This window comes from Thermodesulfobium sp. (genome assembly GCF_053498235.1).
Window position 1 is genome coordinate 12,753 of record NZ_JBRCUV010000043.1, and the last position, 26,374, is coordinate 39,126.

A 26,374-nucleotide genomic window follows, 5' to 3' on the forward strand; every position below is an offset into this window, starting at 1 on the left:
CTTTATTTCTAGAATTGAGCGTTTTTAAAAAGCTTTACTTATTTGAAAAATTTGTATGATGAGTTAAAATTATATCAGATATAAAATATTTATATAGATTGGAGTTAGGGATAATTAATTATCTAATGCGTATTAATAGATTTTTAAGTTTTTCTGGGATTACTTCTAGGAGAAAGGCAGAAAATCTGATTTTATCTGGAAAAGTAGAAGTAAACGGAAAGGTTATTACTGAATTAAATTGTAAGATTGATCCGTATAAAGACATTGTAAAAGTTAATGGTGAATTAGTTAAAGTAAGCAAAAAGAGAGCTTATTTGCTCTTTTACAAACCAAGATGGGTTTTAACTGCCCTTGGAAAAGATCCTAGTGGTTTAGAAACTTTGGATAAGTATTTTAAGGATTTTGATGTAAGGCTTTTCCCTGCTGGGAGATTAGATTTTGACTCAGAAGGCCTTATTTTAATGACAAATGATGGTGAATTTGCTCACAAAATACACCATCCTTCCTTTAAGATTATAAAGAGATATCAAGTTCTGATTAATCCTATATTTGATATAGCTAGCAAAGAAAAGGTACTTTCAGGCTGTTTTTTAATGGGCAAATTTGTAAAACCGGACGACTTTAAAGTGATTAAAAACTTATCTGACGCATCTTGGATTGAAATAGCCTTTCATGAAGGGATGAAGCATTTGGTAAAAGAATATTTAAAGAAAATGGGATATGATGTAAAAAGACTGATAAGAATTGCAATTGGCGATTTTAGGCTTACGGGTGTAGCTGGGTCTTATAGGTGGTTATCACAAGAAGAAATATCCAGGTTTAAGAGAAAGTACTTTGGAGAGGAATTTGGTGATAGGAATGAAAGATATTAAATTTTTAAAACCATTAAAGGTTGATAAAACTATTGATATAGTTTATCTTATGTGCCCAATGCACATTGTTTCTATTAAGAATGCCTTAAAAGAACTAGAACTAGGAGAGATACTAGAAGTTTTGAGCGATTTCTCACACGCTCTTGAAGATATTCCAATTTGGTGTAAATTATCAGGACATGAATTTTTGGGCATTATAGAATGTGATGACTATTTGAAGTTTTATATTAAAAAATCTCACGAAGAGCTAGACGATGATCTATCTTGATTATTATTCAACTTCACCCATAGAGGAAAAGGTTCTTGAAGCAATGTACCCCTTTTTTAAAGAAAAATTTTTTAATCCTCTATCGAAAAATAAAATGGGTGCGTCGATAAAGGAAGAGATCGAGAAAGCAAGATCAAAGGTGGCAAAACTAATTAATGCAAATAAAGATGAGATAATTTTTACATCGTCTGGCACAGAATCGAACAATTCTATTATTAAAGGTCTTACTTTTGCTTATGAGAAAAGAGGTAGGCATATTATCACATCGAAGTCTGAACATCATTCAGTGTTAAACCCAATGAGAAGTTTAGAAAGAATGGGATTTTATGTTACTTTCTTATCTCCTAACAAGTATGGCGAGATCAATCCTTCTTCTGTGGAAAGTGCGATAAGGGATGACACTATGTTTGTTTCAATAGGTCTTGCTTCTGTGGATGTGGGTACTATAAATAACATAAAGGAAATAGCAAAGATATTAAAAAAGAGGGATATCTTATTTCACACTGATGCAGTGGCAGCTGTTGGAAACATGCATCTAGACGTTAAAGATCTTGGTGTAGATGCCCTTTCGTTTAGTTCTCATGTTTTTGGAGGACCCAAGGGGATTGGAGGTTTTTATCTTAAAGATGGTTTAAGATTCATGCCCCTTATTTATGGTGGGCCACAAGAATTTGGCAAAAGAGCGGGTACAGAAAATGTGCCTGGAATTATTGGTCTGGGAGTTGCAGCCGAATTAGCAACGCAGGATCTTGACAAAAGGATTCAATGGAGAAATAAGGCAATAGAAAGGATTAAACAAATATTTTCTATCGACGGTATTGATCTGGTGGGGAAAGATTCAGAAAGATTGCCTGGCCATCTTTCTTTTATTGTTGATAAAGTTCAAAGTACAGATATGATTTCTTACCTTGAGTCGAATGATATATACGTTTCCAGTGGGTCACCTTGCGTTTCCTATGCTTTAAAGGTTTCGCCAATGCTCATTAGTATGGGTTATTCTTTTGAGAAGGCATCAAGCATCATAACCCTTTCTACAAGCCACAGAACTACTGAAAACGAGGTAGACATTTTCCTTGAAGTTTTCGAAGAGGCTGTTAAGAAGCTAAGGCACTAAATTTCCCCTTACTTACAGATCCTTTTACAATTTTTTTTTACAAGGTCGTATAAAGAAAGCTTCCCTAAAAAGGCGTTTACTTGGTTTCCGATTTTAAGCCATAAAGCTCTTGTAATACAGTCTTCTGCCCTATGACACTTTGTTGGGTCTGCTGTGCATTCTGTAATCAGAACAGGTCCTTCAAGTATTTCTATTATGTCCTTTATGATAATTTTCTTCGGATCTACGTTTAACTTGTACCCTCCACCTGGTCCCTTAAAGCTCTCTACAATTTTGTGGTGTTTTAGAACATTTAAAACCTGTTCTAGGTAAGAAAGCGATATCTCTTGATCCTTAGCAAGCTGATGGGCTGGTATAGTATAACCTTTTTTCACTTGTGCCAATTGGCACAATGCCCTTAATCCATATCTAGTTTTAGTTGAAAGTTTAAACATGTTAATATCATATCATATAAGTTTAATAAATTTTATTTTTTTAGTTAGATAAAATATATAAGAAATATTTATGTATTAATAAGTAATCTTTTTAGATAACTTAAAAAACTTATTGTAAAAATATTGAGCCTCTTGCCACTTTAGGATAAAGCTTGAAATAAAATAAAGTGCAATTGAGGATAAAGGATATACGATTTCAAGATAGCCTCTTAAATGTATTGAAAGTGATATACAGTAAATTATTAAGCAACATAAAAATGCAAAAAAGCCTTTTATTAAAATGTTTATTAAAAATCTATTTAAAGAAAATAGTTCTTTCTTATTAAGGATATATAACTGCCATACACAGCTTATTAGAGTGCCGATAATTGAACCTAATGCAACTATAAATATGCCAAAGGATTTAACAAATAGTGTGCAAATAAGAATATTACAAATTATTCCAACCACAATAGACCAAAAACTCTCCCATGGTTTTTTCAGTGCTATAAATGCCTGATATGACATGCCAGTAATACCAATTGTATAAAGCATCAAAACATGATATGACAAAAATTGCGATGTAATAACCGAAGCAGTATTATTAAAAGCTCCGTGTTTATAGGTAACAGATATTATTATGTAGCTGAAAAAGATTGTACTAAATATGATTGGAGACATGAGGTATATTATTGCATTCATTGCGTTTGAAAGGGTTCTTTTAAATTCGTTTATTTTGTTTTCGCTTGCAAATGAGATCATAGTTGGGAAAACAGCGCTCATTATAGAAAAGATCACAAGTCCTGCTGTCCCATATTCAAACCTTGCGGAATAATTGACCGCGCTTATTGCCCCGCTTTCCAGCCATGATGCTGCAGTAGTTGCTATAAAAAGATGAATTGGCCAGAGATTTGTTCCTACTAATGTAGGTAACAATAAATTTAAAAGTCTTTTTTGGCCGGGATTAAAAAGCTTTAATTTTTTAAAAATATTTGTTTTGATTTTTCTTTTTATCCAGATCCAAAGTCCTAAAATTTGTAAGAGAGCCCAAAGCACTTGAGAAAAGATAAATGCGTTTATTCCAAATGGTTTTGTAAAAAAAAGTAAAGCGCCAACTGTAAACACGTTGAACAAAAAGGCAAAAAGAACTGGATAAAAAAACTGGAAATAAGATTGACATATTACAGTTAAAAACTGGCCAATTCCTGCAAGAGTTGCATATGATGCACTTAATAAAATTATGCTTAAAGCAAGATTCGTATTTATCAATTTATCGTGGCACTGCCATAGAAATATTATTGTAGAAGTTGAAATAAAAAGTATTAATGACTGAATAATTATCCATAAAAAAGAGTTGGCAAGAAATTCTATCGAATTTTCGTTGCTTTTAGATTTTATATCTAAAAAAACTGGCATAAAGGAACCAGAGTAAGTTTTTAATATGGACCATATAAGAGAATTTGAAATGTTAAAAGTAAAGAAAAAGAAATCTGTAACGTGACTTATTCCAAAAGAATATGCAAATAGCAATTCTCTTATAAAGGCTAAAGGCTTTGAAAGCAAGTTTGCTCCTGTAAGAAGTAAAGAAGCTGTAAAGGGGGTTTGTTTATCTATGCTAGAACTAATTTTCATAGCGATAATATAAAACATTTTTTATGATCAGTAAAGTCCTTTTTGAATTTTATGTGTCATTATGCTTAATTTTAAACACCTTATAATAGTCATGTTAAAATAGTTAATTATGAATAAACAAGAAAGACTGAAAATTTCGCAAGATTATTTGAATGAAGCAAAAGAGCTGATTTCCTTTGGAGTGGAGGCTCATTATATAATGAACGCTCTTTATTACTCTATGTTCAATGCTGTATTAGCAATTTTAGACATTAGCAATTTTTCAGGTTATACACATGATAAGATCTTTGCTCTATTTGATGAAAGGCTTGTAAAGAATAAGAAGTTTCCGGAAGAACTTTTTAATTCTTTGAAATTTGCCAAGACATTTAGACACAAGTGCGATGATGACTCAAGTTGTGAACTAGTACCTAAACCCACTCTGGATGAAGTTCAATCTCTTTATCCTAAAGCTGTGGATTTTTTACAAGCTGCAAAAAAATTAATCTAATTAAAAATTAAGTGAATGAAGAATCTATATAAAAACCTTTCATTAAATTTTGAGTTTATTATTCGTTGTTTTATTATTGGTTCAACTGTATTTGGCGGCCTTGCTATGATCTCTTATTTAAAAGACGAATTTGCATCAAAAAAGGGCTACGTTACTGAGAATGATTTCCTTAAGGGGATTGCCTTAACGCAACTTTTGCCAGGACCTATAATGATAAATTTGGTAGGATACGTTGGGTATAGAAGATTTGGCTTTTTAAGCGGTTTAATAGGTGCCCTTGCTCTTGTTTTTCCCTCAACAATTCTGATATCTATTATTGCTTACTTTTATAAATCAATTAACGTTGCCACAATAGATACTTTATTTCATGGTCTAAAGCCATTTGTCGTAGCTTTTTTTATTTCTGCCTTTTTAAATTTTTACAAAAGGTATATAAATATAAATTTTGGAAGGATATTATTGTTGTTGTGCTTCATAGAATATATGCTAGGTATAAATATCTTTTTAGTTTTTTTGATTTCTTTTTCTCTTTCTATATTTTTTAAGGATTTTTTGCCAAAAGGCAGTTTTCTTACTGATGTTATTTCTGACAAAAAACTCTATATTCCAAAGGTCGAATTTGCAATTGGTGCTGTTGCTATTGTTATACTTTTAATTTCTGCATACTTTATAACTCCAAATTTAATTTTATATTATCTTAAGATTACACAAATAAGTTTCTTTGCCTTTGGTGGTGCTCAAGTTGCTTTGCCGCTCTACCAGCAAGCTTTTGTTGATTCTATGAAAATAATCAGCCAAGAAAACTTTCTAGATGCAATAGTCTTAAGCCAGGTAACTCCTGGCCCTATACTATGTATTACCTCGTTTATTGGCTTCTTTATTGGATCATTTACTGCTGCAATATTTTCCTTTTTGTTTACATTTATGCCTTCAATAATATTTACAATTGTAATATCGCCTTTCTATGATAGGATATCTCATCTTTCATGGATTAAGGGCGGTATATTTGGTCTTTTGGTAGCTCTAACAGGGCTTTTGGCATTTATGTCAGTTAACTATTTTCCAATGGCTGTAAAAGACCCACTCTCCTTTCTCTTTCTATTAGTTTTCCTTCTTGGGCTTTATAAAAAGGTAAATGTAGTTGCGCTCATTTTAGCAGCTATTTTTGGCTCTTTGATTTTGTTCGGTTATTTGCATTTGTACTAGATTACCTTTGTTAAAGATAAAATTATAAAATTGTAACAGTAAGACTTAAGATATATTAAGATGTATAATATATCAAATGCTAACTATAAGAAGGGGGAAATATGGATGTAGTTGTTGCAAGACAACCTATATTTAATAGATATAAGAAAGCAAAGGCTTATGAACTCCTTTTTAGAAAGAGTCTGAGTTCTATTTCATATGATGCCTTTGATGGCGAGACATCTACGGTTGAACTTTTAAAGGCAAGCCTTTCTGTTATCGGTTTGGATATCTTGACGAATGGTCTTCCTGCTTTTATAAACTTTACAGGGAAGCTTTTAAGAGATGATGTGCCAAGTTTGCTGCCTCCTGATAAGGTTGTAATAGAAGTGCTTGAGACTTCTTATGATGAGGTTGGTATATCTGATGTAGTTAAAGATTTGAAGAAAAAAGGATATAAAATTGCACTTGATGACTTTTTATATAAAACTGAATATGATAATCTAATCGAGAGCGCTGATTACATAAAGGTAGATTTTCTTCAGCTAAACGATGATGAAAAGAAAGAGTATCCAAAGAAGGTTGGATCTTTAAAAAACAATCTGATATTTTTGGCAGAGAAAATAGAGACCTATGATGACTTTTTGCTCGCAAAAGAAAGTGGATATTCACTTTTTCAAGGATACTTTTTTAGTAAGCCATCTTCTGTGGCAAGAAAAAACTTTCCAGTGAGAAAACAATTTATACTTAATTTATTGGAGGAAGCCTACAAAGAAGATTGGAAACCTGACGTATTAGAGGATATGATAAAAAAGGATTTATCCCTCTCACTAAGACTTTTAAAATTTATGAACAGCGTATACTTTGGTTTTAGAAATAAGGTAAACTCAATAAAGCAAGCTATAGTCTTACTCGGAAGAAATGAATTTTTAAAGTGGCTAAGTTTGATAGCGTTGGGGGAGCTAGCTGATGATAAACCTGAAGAACTTGTTACCTTGTCAATTCTTAGGGCGAAGATGTGCGAGAATATTGCCCAAATTTTAAATAGAAAGAAGGATGAACTGTCTAGTTTCTTTTTGACTGGACTTTTTTCATCCATTGACGCACTTCTTGATCTCCCAAGGTCTGAGATAATTAGTGAGCTTCCTGTAAATGATTGTGTAAAGGATGCGTTACTAGGGGTAAAAAATATATATTTTGATGTTTGCGAACTTGTTATTTTTTATGAGAAAACAGAGATTGATAAATTTTATAAATTACTTGGAAAATTGAATTTAAAATTTGACGATGTTATTAAAGCGTATTTAGAGGCAATTAAATGGTCATCTCAACTTATAACATTCTGAAAATCTCATATTGAACTTGATTTTCTAAATACTTGACATAATTTTTTTTTGTATTATTATGAAATATATTTCATAATAATAGGAGGAGTAAAAATAGCAAGACCGCTTAAAGAGAGAAGGCTCTTTTGTTTGCCAGCCGTAAAGTGCTTTAGACCGGTTGATTGCATTTCATCTTGTATTATAGAGGATGCAAATGTTTTAAGTTTTGAAGAGATGGAAGCCCTGAGATTAGTAGATTTAGAAAATTGTGATTTTCAAGAGGCTTCAGAAAGCATGCAGGTATCAGCGTCTACTTTTTGTAGAATATTGAAATCTGCAAGATTTAAGATTTCCCAGTCTGTCTGGTTTGGTAAACCGTTTGTTATATCTGGCGGTAACTATAAAACAGCTGAGGCTGGAGCGGTTTGTGGAAGAAGATGTAAGATGTGCTGGAAAAAAGAGATTAAAAATTCTATTAAGCCTAAAAACAAAGAAGGAGATGGTTAAATTTTGGCAGATAAAGACAAAAATGATATAAAACTTGAAAGAATGGAGAACTTTCTAAAAAGAGTTCCCCATAAGATCATGGTTTTGAGCGGAAAAGGTGGAGTAGGTAAAAGTACCGTAGCAGCAAATCTAGCAGTTTTCCTTTCTAATAGAGGTTATAAAGTTGGGCTTTTGGATGTAGATGTCCACGGACCAAGTATAGGCACATTAATGGGTATTGTTTGGCAAAAAATCTATCCCTCTAATGACTTACTAAAGCCAGTTCTTTGGAGTAAAAACCTTAAGGTAGTTTCCGTTCAATTTTTACTCGAAAATCCGGATGATGCAATCATATGGAGAGGTCCTGTAAAGATGGGAATCATAAAGCAATTTTTGTCTGATGTAGATTGGGGAGAATTAGACTTTTTGATTATTGATAGTCCTCCAGGCACTGGAGATGAACCTTTAACTATTGCCCAAACTATACCAGATTGTAAAGCTCTAATTGTAACTACTCCTCAGAAGGTATCTCTTGCAGATGTAAGGAAATCTTTGACGTTTTGTAAAGAAGTAAATATTGATGTTCTTGGAATCATCGAAAACATGAGCGGTTTTGTTTGTCCAAATTGTGGGGCTGTCCACGATATATTTAAATCTGGAGGAGGAAGTGAACTTGCGAAGCAGTATAAGATAGACTTTCTTGGTAAGATCCCTATTGATCCTAAGATAGTAGAAGAAAGTGATGAGGGCAACTTGTTAGATAAGTATGACGGAAAGGTAAAGGAAATTATGAATGAAGTGGTTGATAGAATTTTAAAAAGATTAAGTCTAAATAAAGGAGGAGAAAAGGTTATGAGAATTGCGGTTCCTATGGCAGAAGGAGAATTATGCGCCCATTTTGGTCATTGTGAGGTCTTTGGAATAGTTGATGTAGAGGATGGAAAGGTGGTGAAGGAAGAGTATCTCACACCTCCACCGCACGCTCCTGGTGTGATACCAAATTGGCTTGCCGAGCAAAAGGTAAACGTAGTTCTTACAGGCGGAATGGGTCCTATGGCACAAAATTTGATGAGACAAAATGGTATTGAAGTAATTACAGGTGTGTCTGGTGGAAGTTTAAAGGATGTAATAGAGGCTTATCTGAACGGCAGGCTTGTCTTGGGCAGTAATGTATGTGACCATGAACATGGCAAAGGCCACACACATAGGCATTAGTTTAAAATGAGAATAGCGTTTACCGTTCTTGATAAAGAAAAGATGATCATAGATGAAAGTTTTGGAAGAGCTAAATTTTTTTTAGTATACGATACTGAAAAGGGCACGTGGGAACAATACGAGAATTCTCAAAATATTAAAGCTCCTCAAGGAGCAGGTCTACAAGCAGCCCAAACAATCATAAATGCTAATGTGGATGTGCTTATTTCAAAAAATATAGGACCTAAGGCATTTAATCTTTTAAGTTCGCAAAACGTGAAAATTTACTCTACTGATGAGAAGGATGTTAAATTGGCATTAGATCTATTTTTAAATGATAAGCTTAAAAGGATGGAAAATCCAAACCAGATTGGCATGGGTTAGAAGAAAATAAATTAATTTTATATTGATTATTTTGGGGTTTATGGCGTGAGTAAAATCATAAACCCCATTTTTTATTTGATTTCATTGCCAAAAAAATATAGAATATATTATTTATTCTTAATATAAGGGGTGAAATTATGTCGGTAGTTCAGTGGAATGATGATCTAAGCTCTGGATTTAAAGAAATTGACGATCAACACAAAGAGCTTATAAACAGAGTTAACAAGCTTTTGGATGCATGTAACTCAGGCAAGGGAAGACAAGAAATCGCTGATACATTAAACTTTTTGGCCGATTACGTAGTAGAGCACTTTAACTCTGAAGAAAAATATATGAAGCAATATAATTACCCTGGTTTAAGCGAACAAATTGAACAGCATAAATATTTTGTTAATTATGTAGGAGAACTGAGGAACGAATTTGATAAAAATGGACCTTCTATTGCGCTTACTATGAAATTAAGCAAAAATCTTGTTGATTGGTTAGTAAATCATATAATGAAGGTAGATAAAAAAGCTGGAGCTTTTTTAAGAGAGAGGGTTCGTTAATATGGAATTTTATTTAGATGTTCCAATAAGGGACGATTCTTTAGAAAAATTAAACATTGGTGATAGAGTTTATTTAAATGGAGTTATATACACAGCAAGAGATTCAGCTCACAAGAGGATGATAGATGCTCTAGATGAAGGTAGAAAATTGCCTTTTGATATTGTTGGTAGCGTAATATATTATGTTGGTCCTACCCCTGCGAGGCCAGGGAATGTCATAGGTTCTGCTGGTCCAACTACAAGTTATAGGATGGATAAATACACTCCGCGTTTACTTGATTTGGGATTAAAAGGGATGATAGGTAAAGGAAATAGATCTGATGAAGTTATAAAATCTATTGTAAAAAATAAGGCGGTATATTTTGCTGCAACTGGTGGCGTGGGAGCTCTTATTTCAAAATGCATAGTGAAATCAGAAGTTATAGCATTTGAAGAATTAGGGCCTGAGGCTATAAGAAGGCTTGAAGTTAAAAATTTCCCAGTTATTGTTGTAATAGACACGAATGGCAAAAATCTTTATGAAGAGGGCGTAAAAAAATACAAGATTGCTTAAAGAAATTTAAGATTAAAGTTTAAGTGGCGGCACTTTAGTGCCGCTTAAACTTTAGGTAATTATTGAATTATTCTTATTAAATAAAGTTTTATGGTTTTGCAGGCGGACTGTCTATTTCTTTTAGCTTTTCTGAAAATTTCTTTATAGTAAGTTTTACGGGCTCTAAGCTCTCTAAGTCTACACCTGCGCTTTTCAAAAGATCGAGAGGAAAGTTAGCCCCTCCAGATTTTAAAAAGTTTATATAACTTCCTGTGTCCTTGCTTAATATTCTTTCTGCAAAATAATTTGCACAGGAAAAACCTGTTGAATATTTGTATACATAAAATGGGCTGTAAAAATGCGGTATTCTTGCCCACTCAACTCCAGAAAACTCATCAGTTTCAAGAAATTCACCGTAGTATTCTTTGTTTAGTTCGTCATAGATAGTATTTAGATTTTGTGCAGTTAAGGACTGAAAATTGTCTATAAGTTCAGATATTTTCAATTCAAACTCTGCAAACTGTATTTGTCTGTACAAAGTAGTTCTTGTGTTTTCTAAGAATTTATTTAAGAGCGAATTCCTTTCGGTCTTATCTGTTGTATTTCTCGTTAGAAATTCTAAAAGCAGTATCTCGTTTGTAATAGAGGCAATTTCTGCAGAAATAATGCTATATGAAGACTTTGTATATGGCTGAGACTTATTTGCTAAAGCGCTGTGAATTGCGTGTCCGATTTCATGCACCATGGTAAAGAGGTCTTCTAACTTCCCCTTATAGTTAAGAAGTATATAGGGGTGCACGTCATAACATGAAGTGGAATAGGCTCCTGATACTTTGTTTTTGTTCTCGTACACATCTATCCATCTTTCGCTGAATGCCCTTTGGACTAGATCTATATATTCCTTGCCTAGTGGTGAGAGTGAATTTATTACTATATCCTTTGAATCCTCAAAACTGATATCTCTTTCAGAGTCAAATAAAGGTACGTTAAGATCAAAAAGCCTAACTTTCTTTAGACCTAAAATTTTTGATTTTAATTTTATATAAGAGTGAAGCGGTTTTAGATTTGATTTAACAATGTTAATTAATTCTTTATAAAACTTTTTACTAACATTATCTGAAAAAAGGGAGTAATCTATTGATGAATCGTATTTTCTTGTAGTGGAGTAAAAGTTTAAGAATTTAAATGACATATCTAGAGTTGAAGCAAGGGTGTTCTGGTGCTTCTTGTATGTTCCAAAAAGAGATTTATATGCACTCTCTCTTAAAATTCTATCTTGATTGTGTATGTATAGCGAATACGTTCCTTGTGTTAGGGGATACGTTTTCCCACTTGAATCAAATGCATCAGGGAATTCGAAATCGCTTATTGTAAGATGGTGATAAGTGTGTGAAGGAGAGAATGCTAGAAGAGACGTCTTTGCTACTATTTTTTCTTCATTTTCGCTAAGAATATGCGGCATTTGCCTTATTAGATTTTTTATTTCAAAGTTATAATCTTCAAATTTTGAGTCTAAAATGAGTTCGTCTAAAAAATCCTTACCAAGAGATATTAATTCAGGTTCAATAAAGGAGGTTGCTTCTTCAAAGCTTTGTAAAAGCCACTGCGAGTTTGAAAGCATTATTTGAGATTGTTCTAAAGACGAATCCTCATCAAATTTCAAGTGAGAGTAGGTATAAAGCCTATCTAAAATTCTTGAAATTTTATCCCTGAACTTTAAGCACTCTAAAATTATTTCTTTACTTTTTAATTTATGTTGATAATCCCTGATTTCTTGAATATATTCCTTTGCTTTTTTGAAATCTGAATCAAAGGCTTCTTCAGAAGGATATAAATCTTCTATAGACCACCTGTAAGATTTATCAATTTTATCTCTTTCTAGTATTTCTATTTTACTATTTTCCAAACCTTTTTACCTCCCAGGTGAAGCTATCTATTGACATATTGATTAAATACCTTTAAATTCTATCATTAACCCTAAAGATAAGAAAGAGGAGGAAACATGAGAGTAGAAGAAAAGGAGAGGAGTACTGATACTTCAAATTTCATGAGTATCAAAAATTTTTTGGAAAATATTTCAGAAAATAGTCCCTTTTACAAGAAGAAATTTCAAGAAATAGGTTTTAATGTAAACGATTTTAAGTCAATGGAAGATTTTTCTAAACTACCTTTTACTACCAAAGACGATCTTAGAGATGCCTATCCTTTGGGAATGCTTGCTTGTCCTGAGGAAAAGGTAGTTAGGATTCATTCTTCATCTGGAACTACGGGAAAACCTGTAATAATACCCTATACCCAAAAAGACGTTGATGACTGGAAAGTTATGATGAAAAGATGTTATGAAATAGCTGGAGTAAAACCATCTGACAGAGTTCAGATTACGCCAGGATATGGTTTATGGACTGCTGGTATCGGTTTTCAATTGGGAGCCGAGTTTTTAGGTGCAATGACAATTCCTACAGGACCAGGAAATACTGATAGGCAGATAGAGATGATGATAAGCTTAAAATCTACCGTTCTCACTTCTACCTCTTCCTATGCTTTATTGCTAGGAGAAGAAATAGAAAAAAGGGGATTAAAAAACGACATACATCTAAGGATTGGGATTATAGGTTCTGAGAGATGGGGGGAACGCATGAAGAAGAGAATTGAAGAGCTGTTAAATATTGAATCATTCGATATATATGGTCTTACTGAAGTTTATGGTCCTGGCATTGGGCTTGATTGTAAATATCACAATGGAATTCACGTTTTTGACGATTTTATGTATTTTGAAGTAATAGATCCTAATACTTTAGAGGTGCTGCCTGATGGTGTAAAAGGAGAGTTAGTAATTACTACTTTCAAAAAAGAGGGAGCACCACTCCTAAGGTATAGGACAAGGGATATTACCTCAATAAATCACGAGTTGTGCGAATGTGGTTTGAGGTATCCTAGAATAGAGAGATTGACTGGAAGAACTGACGATATGTTTAAAGTAAAGGGAGTAAATTGTTTCCCCGCGCAAATAGAAAAAGTTTTGAGAGAGTTTGATGAACTGTTTTCAGAATATCAGATAATATTAGACAGGTTTGAAGGCAAAGAGAGAGTGACTTTGAGGGTAGAATGCAGGGACCCAGGTAACATAAGCTTGTCAAAAAGGATATCTAGGAAAATCAAAGATAGGGTTGGTGCTACCTTTGAGGTTGAACTATTGTCTTTTGGGGGTTTGCCAAGAAGCGAAAAGAAGACCAAAAGAGTTTTTGATATGAGAGACGAAATTTAATTTAGGTTGTTTGGCTAATATAATAATATAAATTTTTTTCATATTGCTAAAACTTAGTTAAATAAATAAATTAGTTTAATGTTGTGTTTTTAAAATATTATCTGATAATTTTGAACTTTTTCATTATTTTGAATATATAATCTATTTACAGGGTCTAAATGATTAACCTGACAAATCACTATGAAAATAAATTATTAGCAAAATACTTGTTAGTGCCAATCTAAAAAAAGGTTTTGGGTTATTGTTATAAAAGTTTTTAAAACTATGAAATAAATTGAAAAAATTTCAAATAATAAACAAAGTTTATATTTACATAAGTAAAACTTATATAAAAAAATTACTAATACTATTGTAAAAAATAGTTTTATAAAGTAAGATATAAATGATATGTATGGGTCTATTAGAAATATCTATAGGTGATAAAACAAATGCCTACAATAAACTTAGGTATAGAGAATATGAAAGGAGTGGGACAATTTAATGAGACTAGTATTTTTGGGAGCACCAGGGGCAGGCAAGGGAACACAGGCGAAGATGTTGGTAGATCAGCTTAAGATACCGCAAATTTCTACGGGGGATATGTTAAGAAAAGCAGTAGCGGATGGTACACCTTTAGGTAAAGAGGCAAAGAGCTATATGGACAAGGGTGAACTTGTTCCAGATAGTGTTGTAATTGGACTTATCAAAGAAAGACTTCAAGAGAGTGATACAGAGAATGGTTTTATATTGGATGGGTTTCCGAGAAACGTTTCTCAAGCAAAAGAATTAGATCGACTACTTGGAGATTTAGGTAAACCTCTAGATGTTGCGCTTGTATTGGATGTGCCATTTGAAGATCTTATGAAACGATTAACAGGGAGAAGAACGTGCAGGTCTTGTGGCCAAATGTATAATATCTACTTTTCTCCTCCAAAGATAGAAGGTAAGTGCGATATCTGTGGAGGTGAATTATATCAACGTGCTGATGATAACGAGGAAACTATTAAAAAGAGGCTTGAAGTATATCAAAGTTCTACAGAACCCTTGATTGAATATTACAAAAACAAGGGTATATTAAAAGTAGTCCAAGGTACAGGCGATATTAATGAAATCTACAGAAAAATTCTTGTTCAACTTAATCCAGCTGTTTAAAGAATATAATATAAACTACTCTAAAGGGGGTAAAAGGCATTGAGTCAACATGTTGCTGTAGACAACGCGCTTTCTCCTCATGGCGGCAAACTGGTTTACAGGGTTGTCGAGGACAAGGAAAAGGCGAAAGAGCTTGCAAAGAAAGCAAAAGTGAGAATTCCAGTAAGAGGTCAAATTGCGAGAGAATGCATAAGTATAGCTTATGGCTTCTTCTCTCCTCTTGAGGGCTTTATGGGTGCAAAGGACGTGGACAGCGTGGTTCACAATATGACGCTGTCAAGCGGTTATGTATGGTCTATACCAATTGTTTTCGATATGTCAGAAGAGGAAATTGAAAAATATGGTATAGCTATCGGTGATAGTGTCCTTTTCACTTATAAAGACCAGCCCTTGGCTATTTTTGATGTAGAAGAGATGTTTGTCTATGACAAAATTGCTATGGCAAAACACGTTTATGGAACGGATGATGAAAAGCATCCGGGTGTAAAGAGAACTTATGATTACAAAGCTAAATTTTTGGGCGGGAAAGTTACTCTCATCAATCCGCCAGTTTTTAATCCTCCATTCGATCGCTTCTGGTATCCACCAGCTGAGTCAAGAATGCAGTTTATGAAAAATGGCTGGACCAAAGTGGTAGCACACCAAACCAGAAATGTGCCTCACACAGGTCATGAGTGGCTTATGAAGGGTGCATGGTTTGCTGCAAATGCAGATGCAGTTCTCGTTTCTTGTGTTGTTGGTGAAAAGAGAAAGGGAGACTATATAGATGAATGTATAGTTCTTGGACAGGCAGCCCTAAGAGAGTATGGATACTTTAGAGAAGATGTCCACATGACTTCTATGATACTTTGGGATATGAGATACGCAGGACCAAGAGAAGCTGTATTCCACGCAATTGTCCGTAAAAATCTTGGATGTACTCACCATATGTTTGGTCGTGATCACGCAGGTGTTGGCGATTATTATCCAACGTATGGTGCACATGAGATATTTAATGGGCTTCCAGACCTTGGCATTAAATCCGTTTTAACTAAGGAATGGTATTATTGCCCTGTTTGTGCGGGAATCGTTTATGAAGGTTTTGATGGGCACAAAAAACAAAAACAAAAATTCTCAGGAACTGTGATTCGTTCTATCATACAACAGGGTGTTAAACCTACAAGACTTATATTTAGACCTGAGGTATTTGACACCGTTATGATGTGTGCAGAGAAATATGGCTTTGGTTCACCTTTCGTTAACGACAACTATCTTGAGAATCGTAATCCTGTATTTACGATTCCTCCAATGGAGGTGTAATCACAATGAGTAACGGTGATGTAAAACTTACAATCTCACTTTGGGTTGGTCCAGAAAGAGAAGAAGCTTTGAAAAAGGCGAATATGCTTGAAATTCCAGAACTTCAGGAAGCCTTTGCTGGTTTAAAAAGATTAAGAGTTCCTATTACTTATGAACAGGCTCAAAAACTGAAAGAGGTCTATCCTTCTGCAAAGATAGATACCTCCTCCACCCAAACGGTAGAGTTGTTACCTAGAGAATGTCTTGACAAGATATTTGCGATGGTAATTGAGAAAAAGAGCGTAAATGTTATACCCGATCTTTTAAAGTCACTAGGTAAGTAAAGCAAAATATCTTTTTAGCTTTTCAAGGAGGTGGGATACCTCAAAAGCTTTTGTTTAACAAAATTTTTTAATAATCTTTAAGAAATTTAACAAGGAGGAAAAGAGTATGCCAAGTTGGGTAAATCCCGAAAAGTGTGATGGTTGTAAAGCACAGGATAAGACTGCATGTCAGTATATTTGTCCAAACGATCTTATGACATTGAACAGAGAGATTATGAAGGCTTATAACCAGGAGCCTGAGTACTGTTGGGAGTGCTATAGCTGTGTAAAAATTTGTCCACAGCAGGCAATTGAGGTAAGAGGATATGCGGACTTTGTACCACTTGGTGGTAATGCTATTCCACTTCGTGGTTCTGATAACATTATGTGGACTTGTAAGTATCGTAACGGCAAGGTAAAGAGATTCAAGTTCCCCATTCGTACAGTCCCAGAAGGCTCAATTAAGCCTTATGAGGGCTTTGAGGCTGATCCAAATGTGGCTGATCTCGATAAACCAGGTTTCTTTACGCATAATATGCGTGGGGATACCTTGCCAACTATTTAGTAATCTAAAAAATTTTTCGGGAGGTTAAGTAATGGAAAGAGAAGCTTGTACATTCTCATATTGTGAGAAGCCAGCTATTGTGGAGAAGGAAGTAGACCTTCTAATAATTGGTGGCGGAATGGGCGCATGCGGCGCAGCATACGAAGCTGTAAAATGGGCAAAACCCCATGGTTTGTCTATACTTCTAGTAGATAAAGCTGCCCTTGAGAGATCAGGTGCTGTTGCACAAGGTCTTTCAGCAATCAACACTTATATCGGAAGAGATAACAAAGTAGAAGATTATGTAAGAATGGTTCGTACAGACCTTATGGGCATAATCCGTGAGGATTTGGTATTTGACCTTGGCCGTCACGTTGACGATTCTGTGCACCTGTTTGAGAAGTGGGGGCTTCCAATATGGAAAGCTATAGGTACAGACAAGAACTTAAAATTAGAAGAGGGCGGAATACCTCGCAGAACTGGTCGTTGGCAGGTTGCTATTTCAGGCGAGTCATATAAGTGTATCGTTGCAGAGGCCGCGAAGTCAGCTATGGCATCTTATGACAAAGCAGAATACCTTGAGAGGGTATTTATAGTTAAACTATTGCTCGATTCTAAAGAGGAGAATAGGGTTGCGGCAGCAGCTGGTTTTAGCGTCCGTGAGAACAAAGTTTACTTCATAAAAGCAAAAGCGATTATTATAGCTTGTGGTGGAGCAGTTCACATATATCGTCCACGTTCAGTCCTTGAAGGCATGGGACGTGCATGGTATCCAGTGTGGAATGCCGGTTCAACATATGCTATGCCCTTCCAAATTGGTGCAGAGGCCACAATGATGGAGAACAGATTCGTACCAGCCAGATTTAAAGATGGTTACGGACCTGTCGGCACATGGTTCTTGCTCTTTAAAGCTACTGCTACAAACGCAAGGGGAGAAGATTACTGCGCAAAGACTGAATATATAGAGAAATATGCACCATACAACAAGAACCTTGGAACTTGTATTAGAAACCATATGATGATTGAAGATTTCAAGAGGGGTCTTGGCCCTATGTATATGAATACTGATAAGGCCCTTGCAGAGCTTGCAAAAACAATTGACGCAAAGCATGCAAAGGAGCTTGAGTCAGAAGCATGGGAAGACTTCCTTGACATGACTGTTGGTCAGGTTGGCGTATGGCTTGGAAATAACATTGAGCCAGATAAGATGCCTTCAGAAATTATGCCTGCTGAACCATATCTTCTTGGCTCACACGCTGGTTGCTGCGGACTTTGGGTTTGCGGACCAGAAGATCTTCAGAATGATGCGACAAAGAAAGCAGGCTATGTCTGGGAATATAAGGGCAAAGTCTACAATCGTATGACAACTGTAAATGGTTTGTTTACTTGTGGGGATGGAGTTGGAGCTTCTGGCCACAAGTTTTCTTCTGGCTCACACGCAGAAGGGCGTATTGCAGCTAAATCGGCTGTAAAATTTATCCTTAATAATAGAGACTATACTCCTTCAGTTGACAAAACTGGAGAAGAATTGGCTGCAGAAATATATGCTCCAATGGAACTCTTTGAAAAGTATAAGACAGTTTCAACAACTCCTTATACTGTTAACCCACAATACATTACACCAAAACAATTCCTCTTCCGTCTGAACAAAATTATGGATGAATACGTTGCAGGAACAATTGGATGGTACTCTACATCAGAAACCCTTCTTACAAAGGCACTTTACTATATGGAATTGCTTGAAGAGGATAGCTATAGGATGGCAGCATGGGATCTCCACCAGCTTATGAGAGCATGGGAGAACTACCACAGGTTCTTGACTGCCCGTATGCACCTCAGACACATATTGTTCCGCCAGGAAACCCGTTATCCTGGATACTATTATCGTGAGGACTTCAACTTCATCGATGATGCCAACTGGAAATGCTTTGTTAACTCTAAGATGGATCCAAAAACTGGTGAGATTAAGGAGTTTAAGAGAGAATACGTTCAGCTTATTCCAGACTAATTGACCTACATATTTAAGCATTACATATTAAGTGCTGTGGGGGTAAAACCTCGCAGCACTTATTTTTTAAATTATTCGGAGGTAGGGTAGATGATAGAATTTCAAGGAAAGGTACTGGTTATCGGCGGAGGCATTAGTGGCATTACTGCAGCTATCGAGGCCGCTGAAACGGGTGTAGGGGTTTACCTTGTTGAGAAAAATCCTTATTTAGGTGGTAGAGTTGCCCAATTAACAAAATATTTTCCAAAACTTTGTCCTCCAACGTGTGGTTTAGAGCTTAATTTCAGACGTATGAGAGAAAATAAGGGTGTAGAAATTATGACACAAACAGAAGTTTTAAAAGTTGATGGAACAAAGGGCAACTTCAAAGTAACATTAAAAAAGGCGCCTCGATTTGTTAATGAGAATTGTACTTTATGTGGGGAATGTTTTAAAGTTTGTCCGGTAGAAAGAGATGATGAATTTAATTTTAATATGAAAAAAACAAAGGCTATATATAGTCCTTTTGAATTTGCTAATCCTCCATATGCAGTTATTGATCCAAATACTTGTTTGGGTGAAAAATGTTTAAAGTGTCTGGATGCGTGCAAATACGGTGCAATTGACTTGAAGATGAAGGAAGAAATTATAGATATAACTGTTGATTCAATAATTGTGACTACTGGTTGGCAGCCTTACGATGCTGGAAAAATTGACAATTTGAAATTTGGAATAGTTCCAAATGTTATTACAAATATGATGATGGAAAGACTTGCATCGCCATCTGGACCTACAGGTGGAAAGATTTTAAGACCATCTGATAATAAGCCTGTTAAGAACGTTGCTTTTGTTCAGTGCGCGGGTTCAAGGGATGAAAACCATTTACCCTATTGTTCGTACATATGTTGTATGGCATCCCTTAAGCAGTGTACTTACCTAGTAGATCAGGATCCAGAGGCGAAAGCTACAGTTTATTATATTGATATCAGAACACCTGGCAGATATGAACAATTTTATTGGAATGTTAAAGAGAATCAAAATATAAATTTTGTGAAAGGAAAAGTTGCAAACATTGAGGCAGACCAGTCTGGTGATGTGTGGGTAGAAGCAGAAGATATATTAGCTGGTTCAAAGAGCAAAGAAAGATTTGATATGGTTGTTTTAGCTACAGGGATGCAACCTGCGAGTGTAAACTGGGAATTGCCATTCAATGCAAAAAAGACACCAGAGGGATTCATAGATCCTGACAGTCTGCCAGATGGCATATATCTTGCGGGTTCTGCTGTTATGCCTTTTGACGTAATACGCTCTTTGCACTCAGCAACAGGCTCAGTGCTTAAAGCCCTTCAAAGTATATCAGGAAGGGGGAATTAATAATGGATAAAAAAATTGGTGTTTATATTTGTTCTGGCTGCGAAATTAAAGATGCAGTTGACATTGATAAACTGGTAGAGATTGCTAAGGAAAAGGGAGTTTCTGTAGTTAAAACAAGTGCAAGTGTTTGTAGTACTGCCTTTGTAGATGAGATAAAGAATGATATTGCCAGTGAAGGTGTGAATACTATCGTTATTGCTGCTTGCAGCCCAAGAGTAAAAACAGATATCTTTAATTTTCCTGGCTGTATAGTTGAGCGTGTAAACATTAGAGAATTTGTTGCATGGGTTATGGAACCAAAGAGCGAGGATGCTCAAATGGCAGCACAAGACTATCTACGTATGGGTATTGTAAAGGCTGAGAAAACCAATTTGCCTGAGCCATGGATTGGTGAAGATTTGTCAGAAGAGATCTTGGTAATAGGAGGAGGCACTTCGGGTCTTTCAGCCGCAATTGAATCCTCAAAAGCAGGTTTTAAAGTAACCGTGATTGAAAAAGAGGATAAACTTGGTGGATGGGCTGCTAAATGGTATAAGACTACGCCTACAAAGTATCCATTTACTTCATTGGAAGAACCGGCTGTGTTCAAGATGATTAAGGATGTAGAAGCCGATCCAAATATAACTGTTCTGTTAAACACTAAGATTGTTAAAACTGAGGGAATGCCAGGGCTTTTTGATGTTACGCTAAATGTAGCTGGTGAAGAAAAGGTAAAGAGATTTGGGACTATAATTGCTGCTGCTGGTTTTACTCCCTATGATGTTTCAAAGCTCAATAAGTTGGGTTTTGGGGTTTCACCAGATGTAATTTCTAATGTAGATTTTGAAAAAATGGTGAGGGAAACGGGAAAGATAACGAGGCCATCTGACGGCAAGATTGCTAAAAGAGTTGCCTTCGTGCTGTGTGCTGGTTCAAGGGACCCAGAGCATCTTCCATATTGTTCTGGATACTGTTGCGCTGCTTCATTAAAGCAGGCAAAGTACGTGAGAGACATTAATGATGGAGTTGCCTATGTGCTTTACAAGGATATGAGAACGCCTTCTCAGTTTGAATTGTTTTATAAAGAACTTCAAAATGATCCAGGTATTCTATTGACAAAGTGCGAGATTAAAGAAGTTTCTTTGAATGAGGATTCTTCCTTAAACGTTAATGTGACAGATACGTTACTTGGAGATGAATTATCTATTGAAGCTGATCTAGTTGTGCTTGTAGTTGGTATGGTATCAAATGCAAATCAAGAAAAACCTGATATTTTGAATTTGCAGTATAGACAGGGATTAGAGCTCCCGCTGCTTGATACTGGTTATTATCCTGATTCTAATTATGTTTGTTTTCCATATGAGAGCAGAAGGACTGGAATATACCCTTGCGGTACTATAAGGGCTCCAATGGAAACTTATGGCTGTATACAAGATTCTGTAGGAGCTGCTTTAAAAGCAATTCAGTGTATGTGGCACTACGAAAGAGGTATAGCTGTTCATCCAAGAGGATGGGAGAAGTCTTATCCGCAGGTGTTTATGCAAAGGTGTACTTCTTGTAAGCGTTGCACTGAAGAGTGTCCTTTTGGAGCAATAGATGAAGATGAGAAAGGTACGCCATTCTATAAGTTTAACCGTTGTAGAAGATGTGGGACATGTATGGGAGCTTGCCCAGAAAGGATTGTTTCTTTCCATGACTTCTCGATTGATATGGTTAACTCGATGATAAAAGAGATTGAGGTACCAGAAGATGATGAGGAAAAACTTCGTTATATAGCCTTTGTTTGCGAAAACGATGCTTATCCTGCTCTTGATGCTGCAGCCTTTTTAAGACACAGATTTCCGCCTGGTATTAGATTTATTCCTCTTAGATGCGCAGGAAATATGAACCTCGTTTGGATTGCAGATGGGCTCGGGAATGGTTTGGATGGAGCCTTAGTTTTAGGTTGTAAGTTTGGAGAAAATTATCAATGTCACTATATTAAGGGATCAGAACTTTGTAATTATAGGTTTGGAAAGGTAGGAGAAACCCTTGATAGACTCGGACTTGAATCTGAAAGGGTGGAGATGATGCAAGTTCAAATTTCTGATTATATGAATATTGCTGATATTCTTAAAGACTATGTTAATAGGGTTAAAGAAATTGGTCCTAACCCATTCAAGGGCTTTTAGGGGAGGATGAAGATGGCGAAAAAGATTGTTAAAACAGATTTAGATTTTATTAAAGAAATTATAGCTAATGGTGGCGATAGCGTTAAAAAGTGTTATCAATGTGCTACCTGTTCTGTCGTTTGCAATCTTTCCCCAAATAACTCACCTTTTCCAAGAAAAGAGATGATTATGGCGCAGTGGGGAATGAAGGACGCACTTCTAAAAGATGCAGACATTTGGCTCTGTCATCAATGTGCAGATTGTACTGCATACTGCCCAAGAGGTGCAAAACCAGGTGACGTTTTAGGTGCTTTAAGGAAGATTACTATTGAAGAATATGCTCCTGTAAAATTTTTAGCTAAACTTGTAAGCAAGCCTGCAATGTGGCCGTTTGCATTTCTTTTGCCAGTTGTTATACTTCTGATAGATTTGATGCTCAATGGAAAGTTGCAATACCTTGCTGATCCTCAGGCTTTGGTTAATATGCCTATCCATGGTGAACCTGAAAGCGCAGGGAAAATTGTTTTTGCAAAATTGTTTCCTACTGTAACTGGGATAGATATCTTCTTCTTGCCTGCTGCCATCTTTGCTATAATTTGCTTTTGGATAGGTTTGTCCAATTATTGGAAGGCTTTAAATTCAGATAGATCTTATCCTGTTACATTTAAAGGCAGTATTATTGGATTATTTGCAGGAGTTATCTGGGAGGCGCTTACTTCGGCAAGATTTAAGTTATGTAATACAATGAATGTCAGATCTACTACTCATTTGCTTGTCTTTTGGTCATTTGTTGGTTTAGCTCTTACAACTGCTACTGCTTCGGTTTATGAGTGGGTATTAAGATATCCATCTCCATACCCCTTATACGATCCTGTAAAGATACTTGGTAACATCTCAGGCATAGCGTTAGTTATAGGGTCGATCTGGATGATAAATACAAGGTCAACCCTAAAAGTTGGCGCTAACTCTGGTTTTGATTGGCTTCTTCTAATTGTGGTAGCTGGTTTAGGCCTTACAGGAATGGGTACGGAGATATTTAGATTGATGAACCTTGCAAGTATTGCATACTGGACATATTTTATACATCTTACATTTGTGATGTTTTTGTTTATATACGCGCCTTTCTTTAAGATCGCGCACCTTGCGTATAGAACTTTAGCTCTTGCGTATTCTAATTTGGCTAATCGTGGGGAACCAGATGCTCTTAAAGAAATATAAAGAAATAATTTAGAAATGAGGTTTTTCTATGCCTAATATGGATGTTGTTGATAGGATAGCTCTTGATAGGTCTTCAAAATTTACATTTAGTTGTAATAAGGGTATAAGTTGTTGGAACCTTTGTTGTAGAGATGTGGACATACTTTTGACTCCTTACGATGTTTTAGAAATGAGGACTGCTCTTGGGCAGTCCTCTGAGGAATTTTTGCAGAAAAATACCAAAGTAATTATAGACCCAAAAACTGCTATCCCAATGGTACAAATTATGCTTAATCCTAGCGATAGACTTTGCGTTTTTAGTAGAGAAGAGGGTTGTAGCATATATCAAAACAGGCCACTCCTATGTAGAACTTATCCTATAGGTATGGCTGCACTTAGAAAGAAGGATGAGGCAAATCCAGAAGACGAATTCTTCTTTTTCATAAGAGAAAAGTTTTGCAAAGGATTTTCTCAAGGCAAAGAATTTACTGTCGGAGAATGGCTGAAAGATCAACGTGCCGATTATCTACTCGAAAAAAACACAGAGTGGCTTGAATTTATTCTTAGGAGAAACGTAATGGGAGTTGCGCCCTTTAACGAAAAGGAAGCCTCCTTATATTTTATGTCAGTTTATGACCTTGACAAGTTTAGAAAATTTGTATTTGATACTAGGTTTTTGGGAATTTTTGAAGTAAGTGAAGAGCGAATTGAGTTGATAAAGAGAAGCGACGAAGAGCTTTTAAAATTTGGTATAGATTACTTGTTCTTTATGTTTAGAATCAAAAGAACTCTTGTGCCGAAAGGAAAGTGATTGTAGCTTTGCTAGCGTTATTTGTTGCATCAGATAGCTAAAATAGAGAATAATAGTATTTCGTAAGCGACTTCTTTCTATGTCTCGAAAAAGATAGGAATTTTTATCTGAAAGGAGCTACAAGCTTTTTTATATCTAGAATCTTAATTTGCCTTTTTTCAAGTTTTATAACACCTCTTTTTTGTAGCGCGTTGAGTGCTTTTGTTGCTGTTTGTCTACTTGTCCCCACAATTTGAGCTATTTCTTCATGCGTAAGATTGAGGGGTATTTTTATTCCGTCAAGATCTTCTATCCCCCATTTGAAAGAGGCTTTATATAAAAAAGAGATAAGTCTTTTTGAGACGTAATTTGAACTTAGGTTGTGCACATTCTCTTCAGCTTCTCTCATACGTTCAGCAAGAAGTCTCATTACTTTTAAGGCAATATTAAAGTCTTCTTTTATTATATTGTAAAAATCTTCAGTTCTTAAAAAACCTATTTCGATGTCAGTTATAGCAACTGCATTACAGGTTCTGTTTTTATTTAAAAGTACCTCGGCTAACCCGATAATCTCTTTCGGATTTCTTATACAACCAACAACGGATTCTCTCCCATCTTTAGAAATTCTTGATATTTTTACCCACCCAGATTTAATGATAAATACGCCCTGAGGTCTTTCATTGACAGAAAAAACTGTAGATCCTTTTGGGAGTTTTATTAAAATAGCTTTCTCAAAAAGTTTAGTCCATTCTTCTTCTGTGAATTCTTTAAGTTTTTTGTCTAAGAGCAAAATACTATCCAAGTCTTTTCCCTCTCATTACAATTAATTTATAAATATATTTTACTAAATAGTTATAGTGTAACATAGATGACATTTTATAGTAATAATTGTGACTGACAAGTTGTTTATAAGTAATAATAATTTATTTATTAAATATATTAATAAATGAGGAGGACTTATGCAAAACTATTCTGATGCCCAAGATTTTTTAATGAAAGAATTCAGATTTATGCACTTGCCCGTTGCAGTAAAATTTATTTTTAAAGATGAGGAGTTACAAGATTTCAAGAAAAATGTGAAAGATTTTTATATACCTAATAAGCCTCTTACGTTTTGTCAGGCTGAAATAGGTCCAAGAATGAAGGGAATTACAGTTCTTCAAGAAAAGAATGGGCTGGGTTGTTCTAACGCTGCGTATGTATTTGGGTGGAAGGGTTTTGACGAAGCAGAAATTAAGAGTCATCTAAAGTATGTAAGAGATATGAAACAAGCTGAAAAATTTCTTCTTTCAAAGCCAAGGTTGGAGGAGGGGAAATTAAAGGCAATCGTTCTTTCACCGCTTGGGAAGACTTATTTTGATCCTGATGTGGTTCATTTCTACTGTGACAATATGCAGGCGTATCAACTTAGTGTGGGTTGGATGGCAATGAGAGATATTCACCCAATGAGACCAAGTGTTACGATGAATTCTGCGGCCTGTGCTGGCAACGTTTATGCTTATAACACAAAGCTTGCATCCACACATCCTGCTTGCAGCGGTAGCTACAATTCTGGCAAGACCGAGAGAGGTGAGACAAACGTAGTAATCCCGGGTGAAGACATAGCTAATTTGATTTCCTGGTTCAAGGAAAGAGTTGAAAAATATGGTAGCCTTTCCATAGTAAAGCCAGGAGATGAATTTCCTGGCTCAGACGTATGTAAAAATTGTCCATTGATAGTATTTAAAAAGGGTGAAAATGCAAACTAAATAATTTTTTAAATTTATTATTGATTCTGAAAGGAGGATTTATGATTTTTCCAGTTGATTGGCTTCAGGTTGGAGATCAAAAGGTACAGATTGATGCTGTGGTATATTTTCTTTGGTCAATTTGGAACGGATGGATTATGGCAACAGTTGGCGCATTTGGGGGTA

26 protein-coding genes are annotated in these 26,374 nt (G+C 35.4%); 22 read left to right on the forward strand and 4 right to left on the reverse strand.

Translation table 11 applies throughout. From position 1 onward, the window contains the following. The first annotated feature begins 125 nt into the window (after positions 1-125). From ACWIUX_RS06005 to ACWIUX_RS06015, 3 genes are read left to right on the forward strand one after another with little or no spacing between them, the layout of a single operon-like run. A complete protein-coding gene (locus ACWIUX_RS06005; protein ID WP_448589822.1) occupies positions 126-872 on the forward strand; it encodes a pseudouridine synthase in 747 nt (248 codons plus the stop codon). Continuing rightward, positions 859-1,140 (forward strand): sulfurtransferase TusA family protein, encoded by a 282-nt coding sequence (locus tag ACWIUX_RS06010; protein ID WP_448589846.1) that lies wholly within the window; start codon positions 859-861, stop codon positions 1,138-1,140. Before ACWIUX_RS06005 ends, ACWIUX_RS06010 begins: the two co-directional genes overlap by 14 nt. Beyond that, positions 1,127-2,254 carry a cysteine desulfurase family protein gene (locus ACWIUX_RS06015; protein WP_448589823.1) on the forward strand — a complete coding sequence of 376 codons (1,128 nt, stop codon included), beginning with the start codon at positions 1,127-1,129 and terminating at the stop codon, positions 2,252-2,254. The genes ACWIUX_RS06010 and ACWIUX_RS06015 overlap by 14 nt, the downstream gene beginning before the upstream one ends. 8 nt (positions 2,255-2,262) lie before the next feature. Here ACWIUX_RS06015 and ACWIUX_RS06020 read toward each other — a convergent pair whose 3' ends face one another. Beyond that, positions 2,263-2,688 carry an RrF2 family transcriptional regulator gene (locus tag ACWIUX_RS06020; protein ID WP_448589824.1) on the reverse strand — a complete coding sequence of 142 codons (426 nt, stop codon included), beginning with the start codon at positions 2,686-2,688 and terminating at the stop codon, positions 2,263-2,265. Between the two features lie 75 nt (positions 2,689-2,763). Beyond that, positions 2,764-4,230 (reverse strand): lipid II flippase MurJ, encoded by a 1,467-nt coding sequence (locus ACWIUX_RS06025; RefSeq protein WP_448589825.1) that lies wholly within the window; start codon positions 4,228-4,230, stop codon positions 2,764-2,766. Positions 4,231-4,408: 178 nt separating this feature from the next. Between ACWIUX_RS06025 and ACWIUX_RS06030 the strand changes: the two genes are divergently transcribed. The 8 genes from ACWIUX_RS06030 (at position 4,409) to ACWIUX_RS06065 (ending at position 10,464) form a co-directional block, all read left to right on the forward strand. Next, positions 4,409-4,789: a hypothetical protein gene (locus ACWIUX_RS06030; RefSeq protein WP_448589826.1), complete on the forward strand. Its 381-nt coding sequence runs from the start codon at positions 4,409-4,411 to the stop codon at positions 4,787-4,789. Positions 4,790-4,804: 15 nt separating this feature from the next. Beyond that, the gene (gene chrA, locus ACWIUX_RS06035; RefSeq protein WP_448589827.1) at positions 4,805-5,995 is read left to right on the forward strand and encodes a chromate efflux transporter; all 1,191 of its coding nucleotides are present in this window, start codon (positions 4,805-4,807) and stop codon (positions 5,993-5,995) included. A gap of 101 nt (positions 5,996-6,096) precedes the next feature. Beyond that, on the forward strand, positions 6,097-7,320 hold the full coding sequence (locus ACWIUX_RS06040; protein ID WP_448589828.1) for an EAL and HDOD domain-containing protein: 1,224 nt from the start codon (positions 6,097-6,099) through the stop codon (positions 7,318-7,320). A gap of 48 nt (positions 7,321-7,368) precedes the next feature. After that, positions 7,369-7,806 carry a DUF134 domain-containing protein gene (locus ACWIUX_RS06045; protein WP_448589829.1) on the forward strand — a complete coding sequence of 146 codons (438 nt, stop codon included), beginning with the start codon at positions 7,369-7,371 and terminating at the stop codon, positions 7,804-7,806. 3 nt (positions 7,807-7,809) lie between these two features. Continuing rightward, positions 7,810-9,000, forward strand: coding sequence for an iron-sulfur cluster carrier protein MrpORP (locus tag ACWIUX_RS06050; protein ID WP_448589830.1), 1,191 nt, complete (start codon positions 7,810-7,812; stop codon positions 8,998-9,000). 6 nt (positions 9,001-9,006) lie between these two features. After that, positions 9,007-9,363 carry a NifB/NifX family molybdenum-iron cluster-binding protein gene (locus ACWIUX_RS06055; protein ID WP_448589831.1) on the forward strand — a complete coding sequence of 119 codons (357 nt, stop codon included), beginning with the start codon at positions 9,007-9,009 and terminating at the stop codon, positions 9,361-9,363. A gap of 137 nt (positions 9,364-9,500) precedes the next feature. Then, positions 9,501-9,911 (forward strand): bacteriohemerythrin, encoded by a 411-nt coding sequence (locus ACWIUX_RS06060; protein ID WP_448589832.1) that lies wholly within the window; start codon positions 9,501-9,503, stop codon positions 9,909-9,911. Position 9,912: 1 nt separating this feature from the next. Beyond that, positions 9,913-10,464: a Fe-S-containing hydro-lyase gene (locus ACWIUX_RS06065; RefSeq protein ID WP_448589833.1), complete on the forward strand. Its 552-nt coding sequence runs from the start codon at positions 9,913-9,915 to the stop codon at positions 10,462-10,464. An 88-nt stretch (positions 10,465-10,552) separates the two neighbouring features. Here ACWIUX_RS06065 and pepF read toward each other — a convergent pair whose 3' ends face one another. Beyond that, the gene (gene pepF, locus ACWIUX_RS06070; protein ID WP_448589834.1) at positions 10,553-12,349 is read right to left on the reverse strand and encodes an oligoendopeptidase F; all 1,797 of its coding nucleotides are present in this window, start codon (positions 12,347-12,349) and stop codon (positions 10,553-10,555) included. A 141-nt stretch (positions 12,350-12,490) separates the two neighbouring features. On the opposite strand from pepF, the gene ACWIUX_RS06075 reads away from it, so the two are divergent. From ACWIUX_RS06075 to ACWIUX_RS06120, 10 genes are all read left to right on the forward strand, one after another. Next, positions 12,491-13,708 carry a phenylacetate--CoA ligase family protein gene (locus ACWIUX_RS06075; protein ID WP_448589847.1) on the forward strand — a complete coding sequence of 406 codons (1,218 nt, stop codon included), beginning with the start codon at positions 12,491-12,493 and terminating at the stop codon, positions 13,706-13,708. A gap of 480 nt (positions 13,709-14,188) precedes the next feature. Continuing rightward, a complete protein-coding gene (locus ACWIUX_RS06080; RefSeq protein WP_448589835.1) occupies positions 14,189-14,839 on the forward strand; it encodes an adenylate kinase in 651 nt (216 codons plus the stop codon). A 39-nt stretch (positions 14,840-14,878) separates the two neighbouring features. Further along, a complete protein-coding gene (gene sat / locus ACWIUX_RS06085) occupies positions 14,879-16,138 on the forward strand; it encodes a sulfate adenylyltransferase (protein WP_448589836.1) in 1,260 nt (419 codons plus the stop codon). Positions 16,139-16,143: 5 nt separating this feature from the next. Then, entirely contained in the window at positions 16,144-16,461 is a 318-nt protein-coding gene (locus tag ACWIUX_RS06090; protein WP_448589837.1) for a DUF6955 family protein, read from the forward strand. 106 nt (positions 16,462-16,567) lie between these two features. Then, entirely contained in the window at positions 16,568-17,005 is a 438-nt protein-coding gene (gene aprB / locus ACWIUX_RS06095) for an adenylyl-sulfate reductase subunit beta (protein WP_448589838.1), read from the forward strand. Positions 17,006-17,036: 31 nt separating this feature from the next. Next, complete coding sequence (gene aprA, locus ACWIUX_RS06100) at positions 17,037-18,992, forward strand: adenylyl-sulfate reductase subunit alpha (RefSeq protein ID WP_448589839.1); 1,956 nt, start codon at positions 17,037-17,039, stop codon at positions 18,990-18,992. Between the two features lie 90 nt (positions 18,993-19,082). Further along, on the forward strand, positions 19,083-20,345 hold the full coding sequence (locus ACWIUX_RS06105; protein ID WP_448589840.1) for an FAD-dependent oxidoreductase: 1,263 nt from the start codon (positions 19,083-19,085) through the stop codon (positions 20,343-20,345). Positions 20,346-20,347: 2 nt separating this feature from the next. Further along, positions 20,348-22,495 (forward strand): FAD-dependent oxidoreductase, encoded by a 2,148-nt coding sequence (locus ACWIUX_RS06110; RefSeq protein WP_448589841.1) that lies wholly within the window; start codon positions 20,348-20,350, stop codon positions 22,493-22,495. A gap of 12 nt (positions 22,496-22,507) precedes the next feature. Further along, the gene (gene qmoC, locus ACWIUX_RS06115; RefSeq protein WP_448589842.1) at positions 22,508-23,692 is read left to right on the forward strand and encodes a quinone-interacting membrane-bound oxidoreductase complex subunit QmoC; all 1,185 of its coding nucleotides are present in this window, start codon (positions 22,508-22,510) and stop codon (positions 23,690-23,692) included. A 28-nt stretch (positions 23,693-23,720) separates the two neighbouring features. Next, complete coding sequence (locus ACWIUX_RS06120) at positions 23,721-24,482, forward strand: YkgJ family cysteine cluster protein (RefSeq protein WP_448589843.1); 762 nt, start codon at positions 23,721-23,723, stop codon at positions 24,480-24,482. A 103-nt stretch (positions 24,483-24,585) separates the two neighbouring features. Here ACWIUX_RS06120 and ACWIUX_RS06125 read toward each other — a convergent pair whose 3' ends face one another. Beyond that, positions 24,586-25,263 carry a Crp/Fnr family transcriptional regulator gene (locus ACWIUX_RS06125; protein ID WP_448589844.1) on the reverse strand — a complete coding sequence of 226 codons (678 nt, stop codon included), beginning with the start codon at positions 25,261-25,263 and terminating at the stop codon, positions 24,586-24,588. A gap of 157 nt (positions 25,264-25,420) precedes the next feature. On the opposite strand from ACWIUX_RS06125, the gene ACWIUX_RS06130 reads away from it, so the two are divergent. Next, positions 25,421-26,209: a DUF169 domain-containing protein gene (locus ACWIUX_RS06130; protein ID WP_448589845.1), complete on the forward strand. Its 789-nt coding sequence runs from the start codon at positions 25,421-25,423 to the stop codon at positions 26,207-26,209. Positions 26,210-26,374: the final 165 nt, after the last annotated feature.

Coding starts and splice junctions, on each gene's coding strand:
- ACWIUX_RS06005 (WP_448589822.1), top strand. CDS start 126: ATGCGTATTAATAGATTTTTAAGTTTTTCTGGGATTACTTCTAGGAGA.
- ACWIUX_RS06010 (WP_448589846.1), top strand. CDS start 859: ATGAAAGATATTAAATTTTTAAAACCATTAAAGGTTGATAAAACTATT.
- ACWIUX_RS06015 (WP_448589823.1), top strand. CDS start 1,127: ATGATCTATCTTGATTATTATTCAACTTCACCCATAGAGGAAAAGGTT.
- ACWIUX_RS06020 (WP_448589824.1), bottom strand. CDS start 2,688: ATGTTTAAACTTTCAACTAAAACTAGATATGGATTAAGGGCATTGTGC.
- ACWIUX_RS06030 (WP_448589826.1), top strand. CDS start 4,409: ATGAATAAACAAGAAAGACTGAAAATTTCGCAAGATTATTTGAATGAA.
- chrA (WP_448589827.1), top strand. CDS start 4,805: ATGAAGAATCTATATAAAAACCTTTCATTAAATTTTGAGTTTATTATT.
- ACWIUX_RS06040 (WP_448589828.1), top strand. CDS start 6,097: ATGGATGTAGTTGTTGCAAGACAACCTATATTTAATAGATATAAGAAA.
- ACWIUX_RS06055 (WP_448589831.1), top strand. CDS start 9,007: ATGAGAATAGCGTTTACCGTTCTTGATAAAGAAAAGATGATCATAGAT.
- ACWIUX_RS06060 (WP_448589832.1), top strand. CDS start 9,501: ATGTCGGTAGTTCAGTGGAATGATGATCTAAGCTCTGGATTTAAAGAA.
- ACWIUX_RS06065 (WP_448589833.1), top strand. CDS start 9,913: ATGGAATTTTATTTAGATGTTCCAATAAGGGACGATTCTTTAGAAAAA.
- ACWIUX_RS06075 (WP_448589847.1), top strand. CDS start 12,491: ATGAGTATCAAAAATTTTTTGGAAAATATTTCAGAAAATAGTCCCTTT.
- ACWIUX_RS06080 (WP_448589835.1), top strand. CDS start 14,189: ATGAGACTAGTATTTTTGGGAGCACCAGGGGCAGGCAAGGGAACACAG.
- ACWIUX_RS06090 (WP_448589837.1), top strand. CDS start 16,144: ATGAGTAACGGTGATGTAAAACTTACAATCTCACTTTGGGTTGGTCCA.
- aprB (WP_448589838.1), top strand. CDS start 16,568: ATGCCAAGTTGGGTAAATCCCGAAAAGTGTGATGGTTGTAAAGCACAG.
- aprA (WP_448589839.1), top strand. CDS start 17,037: ATGGAAAGAGAAGCTTGTACATTCTCATATTGTGAGAAGCCAGCTATT.
- ACWIUX_RS06105 (WP_448589840.1), top strand. CDS start 19,083: ATGATAGAATTTCAAGGAAAGGTACTGGTTATCGGCGGAGGCATTAGT.
- ACWIUX_RS06110 (WP_448589841.1), top strand. CDS start 20,348: ATGGATAAAAAAATTGGTGTTTATATTTGTTCTGGCTGCGAAATTAAA.
- qmoC (WP_448589842.1), top strand. CDS start 22,508: ATGGCGAAAAAGATTGTTAAAACAGATTTAGATTTTATTAAAGAAATT.
- ACWIUX_RS06120 (WP_448589843.1), top strand. CDS start 23,721: ATGCCTAATATGGATGTTGTTGATAGGATAGCTCTTGATAGGTCTTCA.
- ACWIUX_RS06130 (WP_448589845.1), top strand. CDS start 25,421: ATGCAAAACTATTCTGATGCCCAAGATTTTTTAATGAAAGAATTCAGA.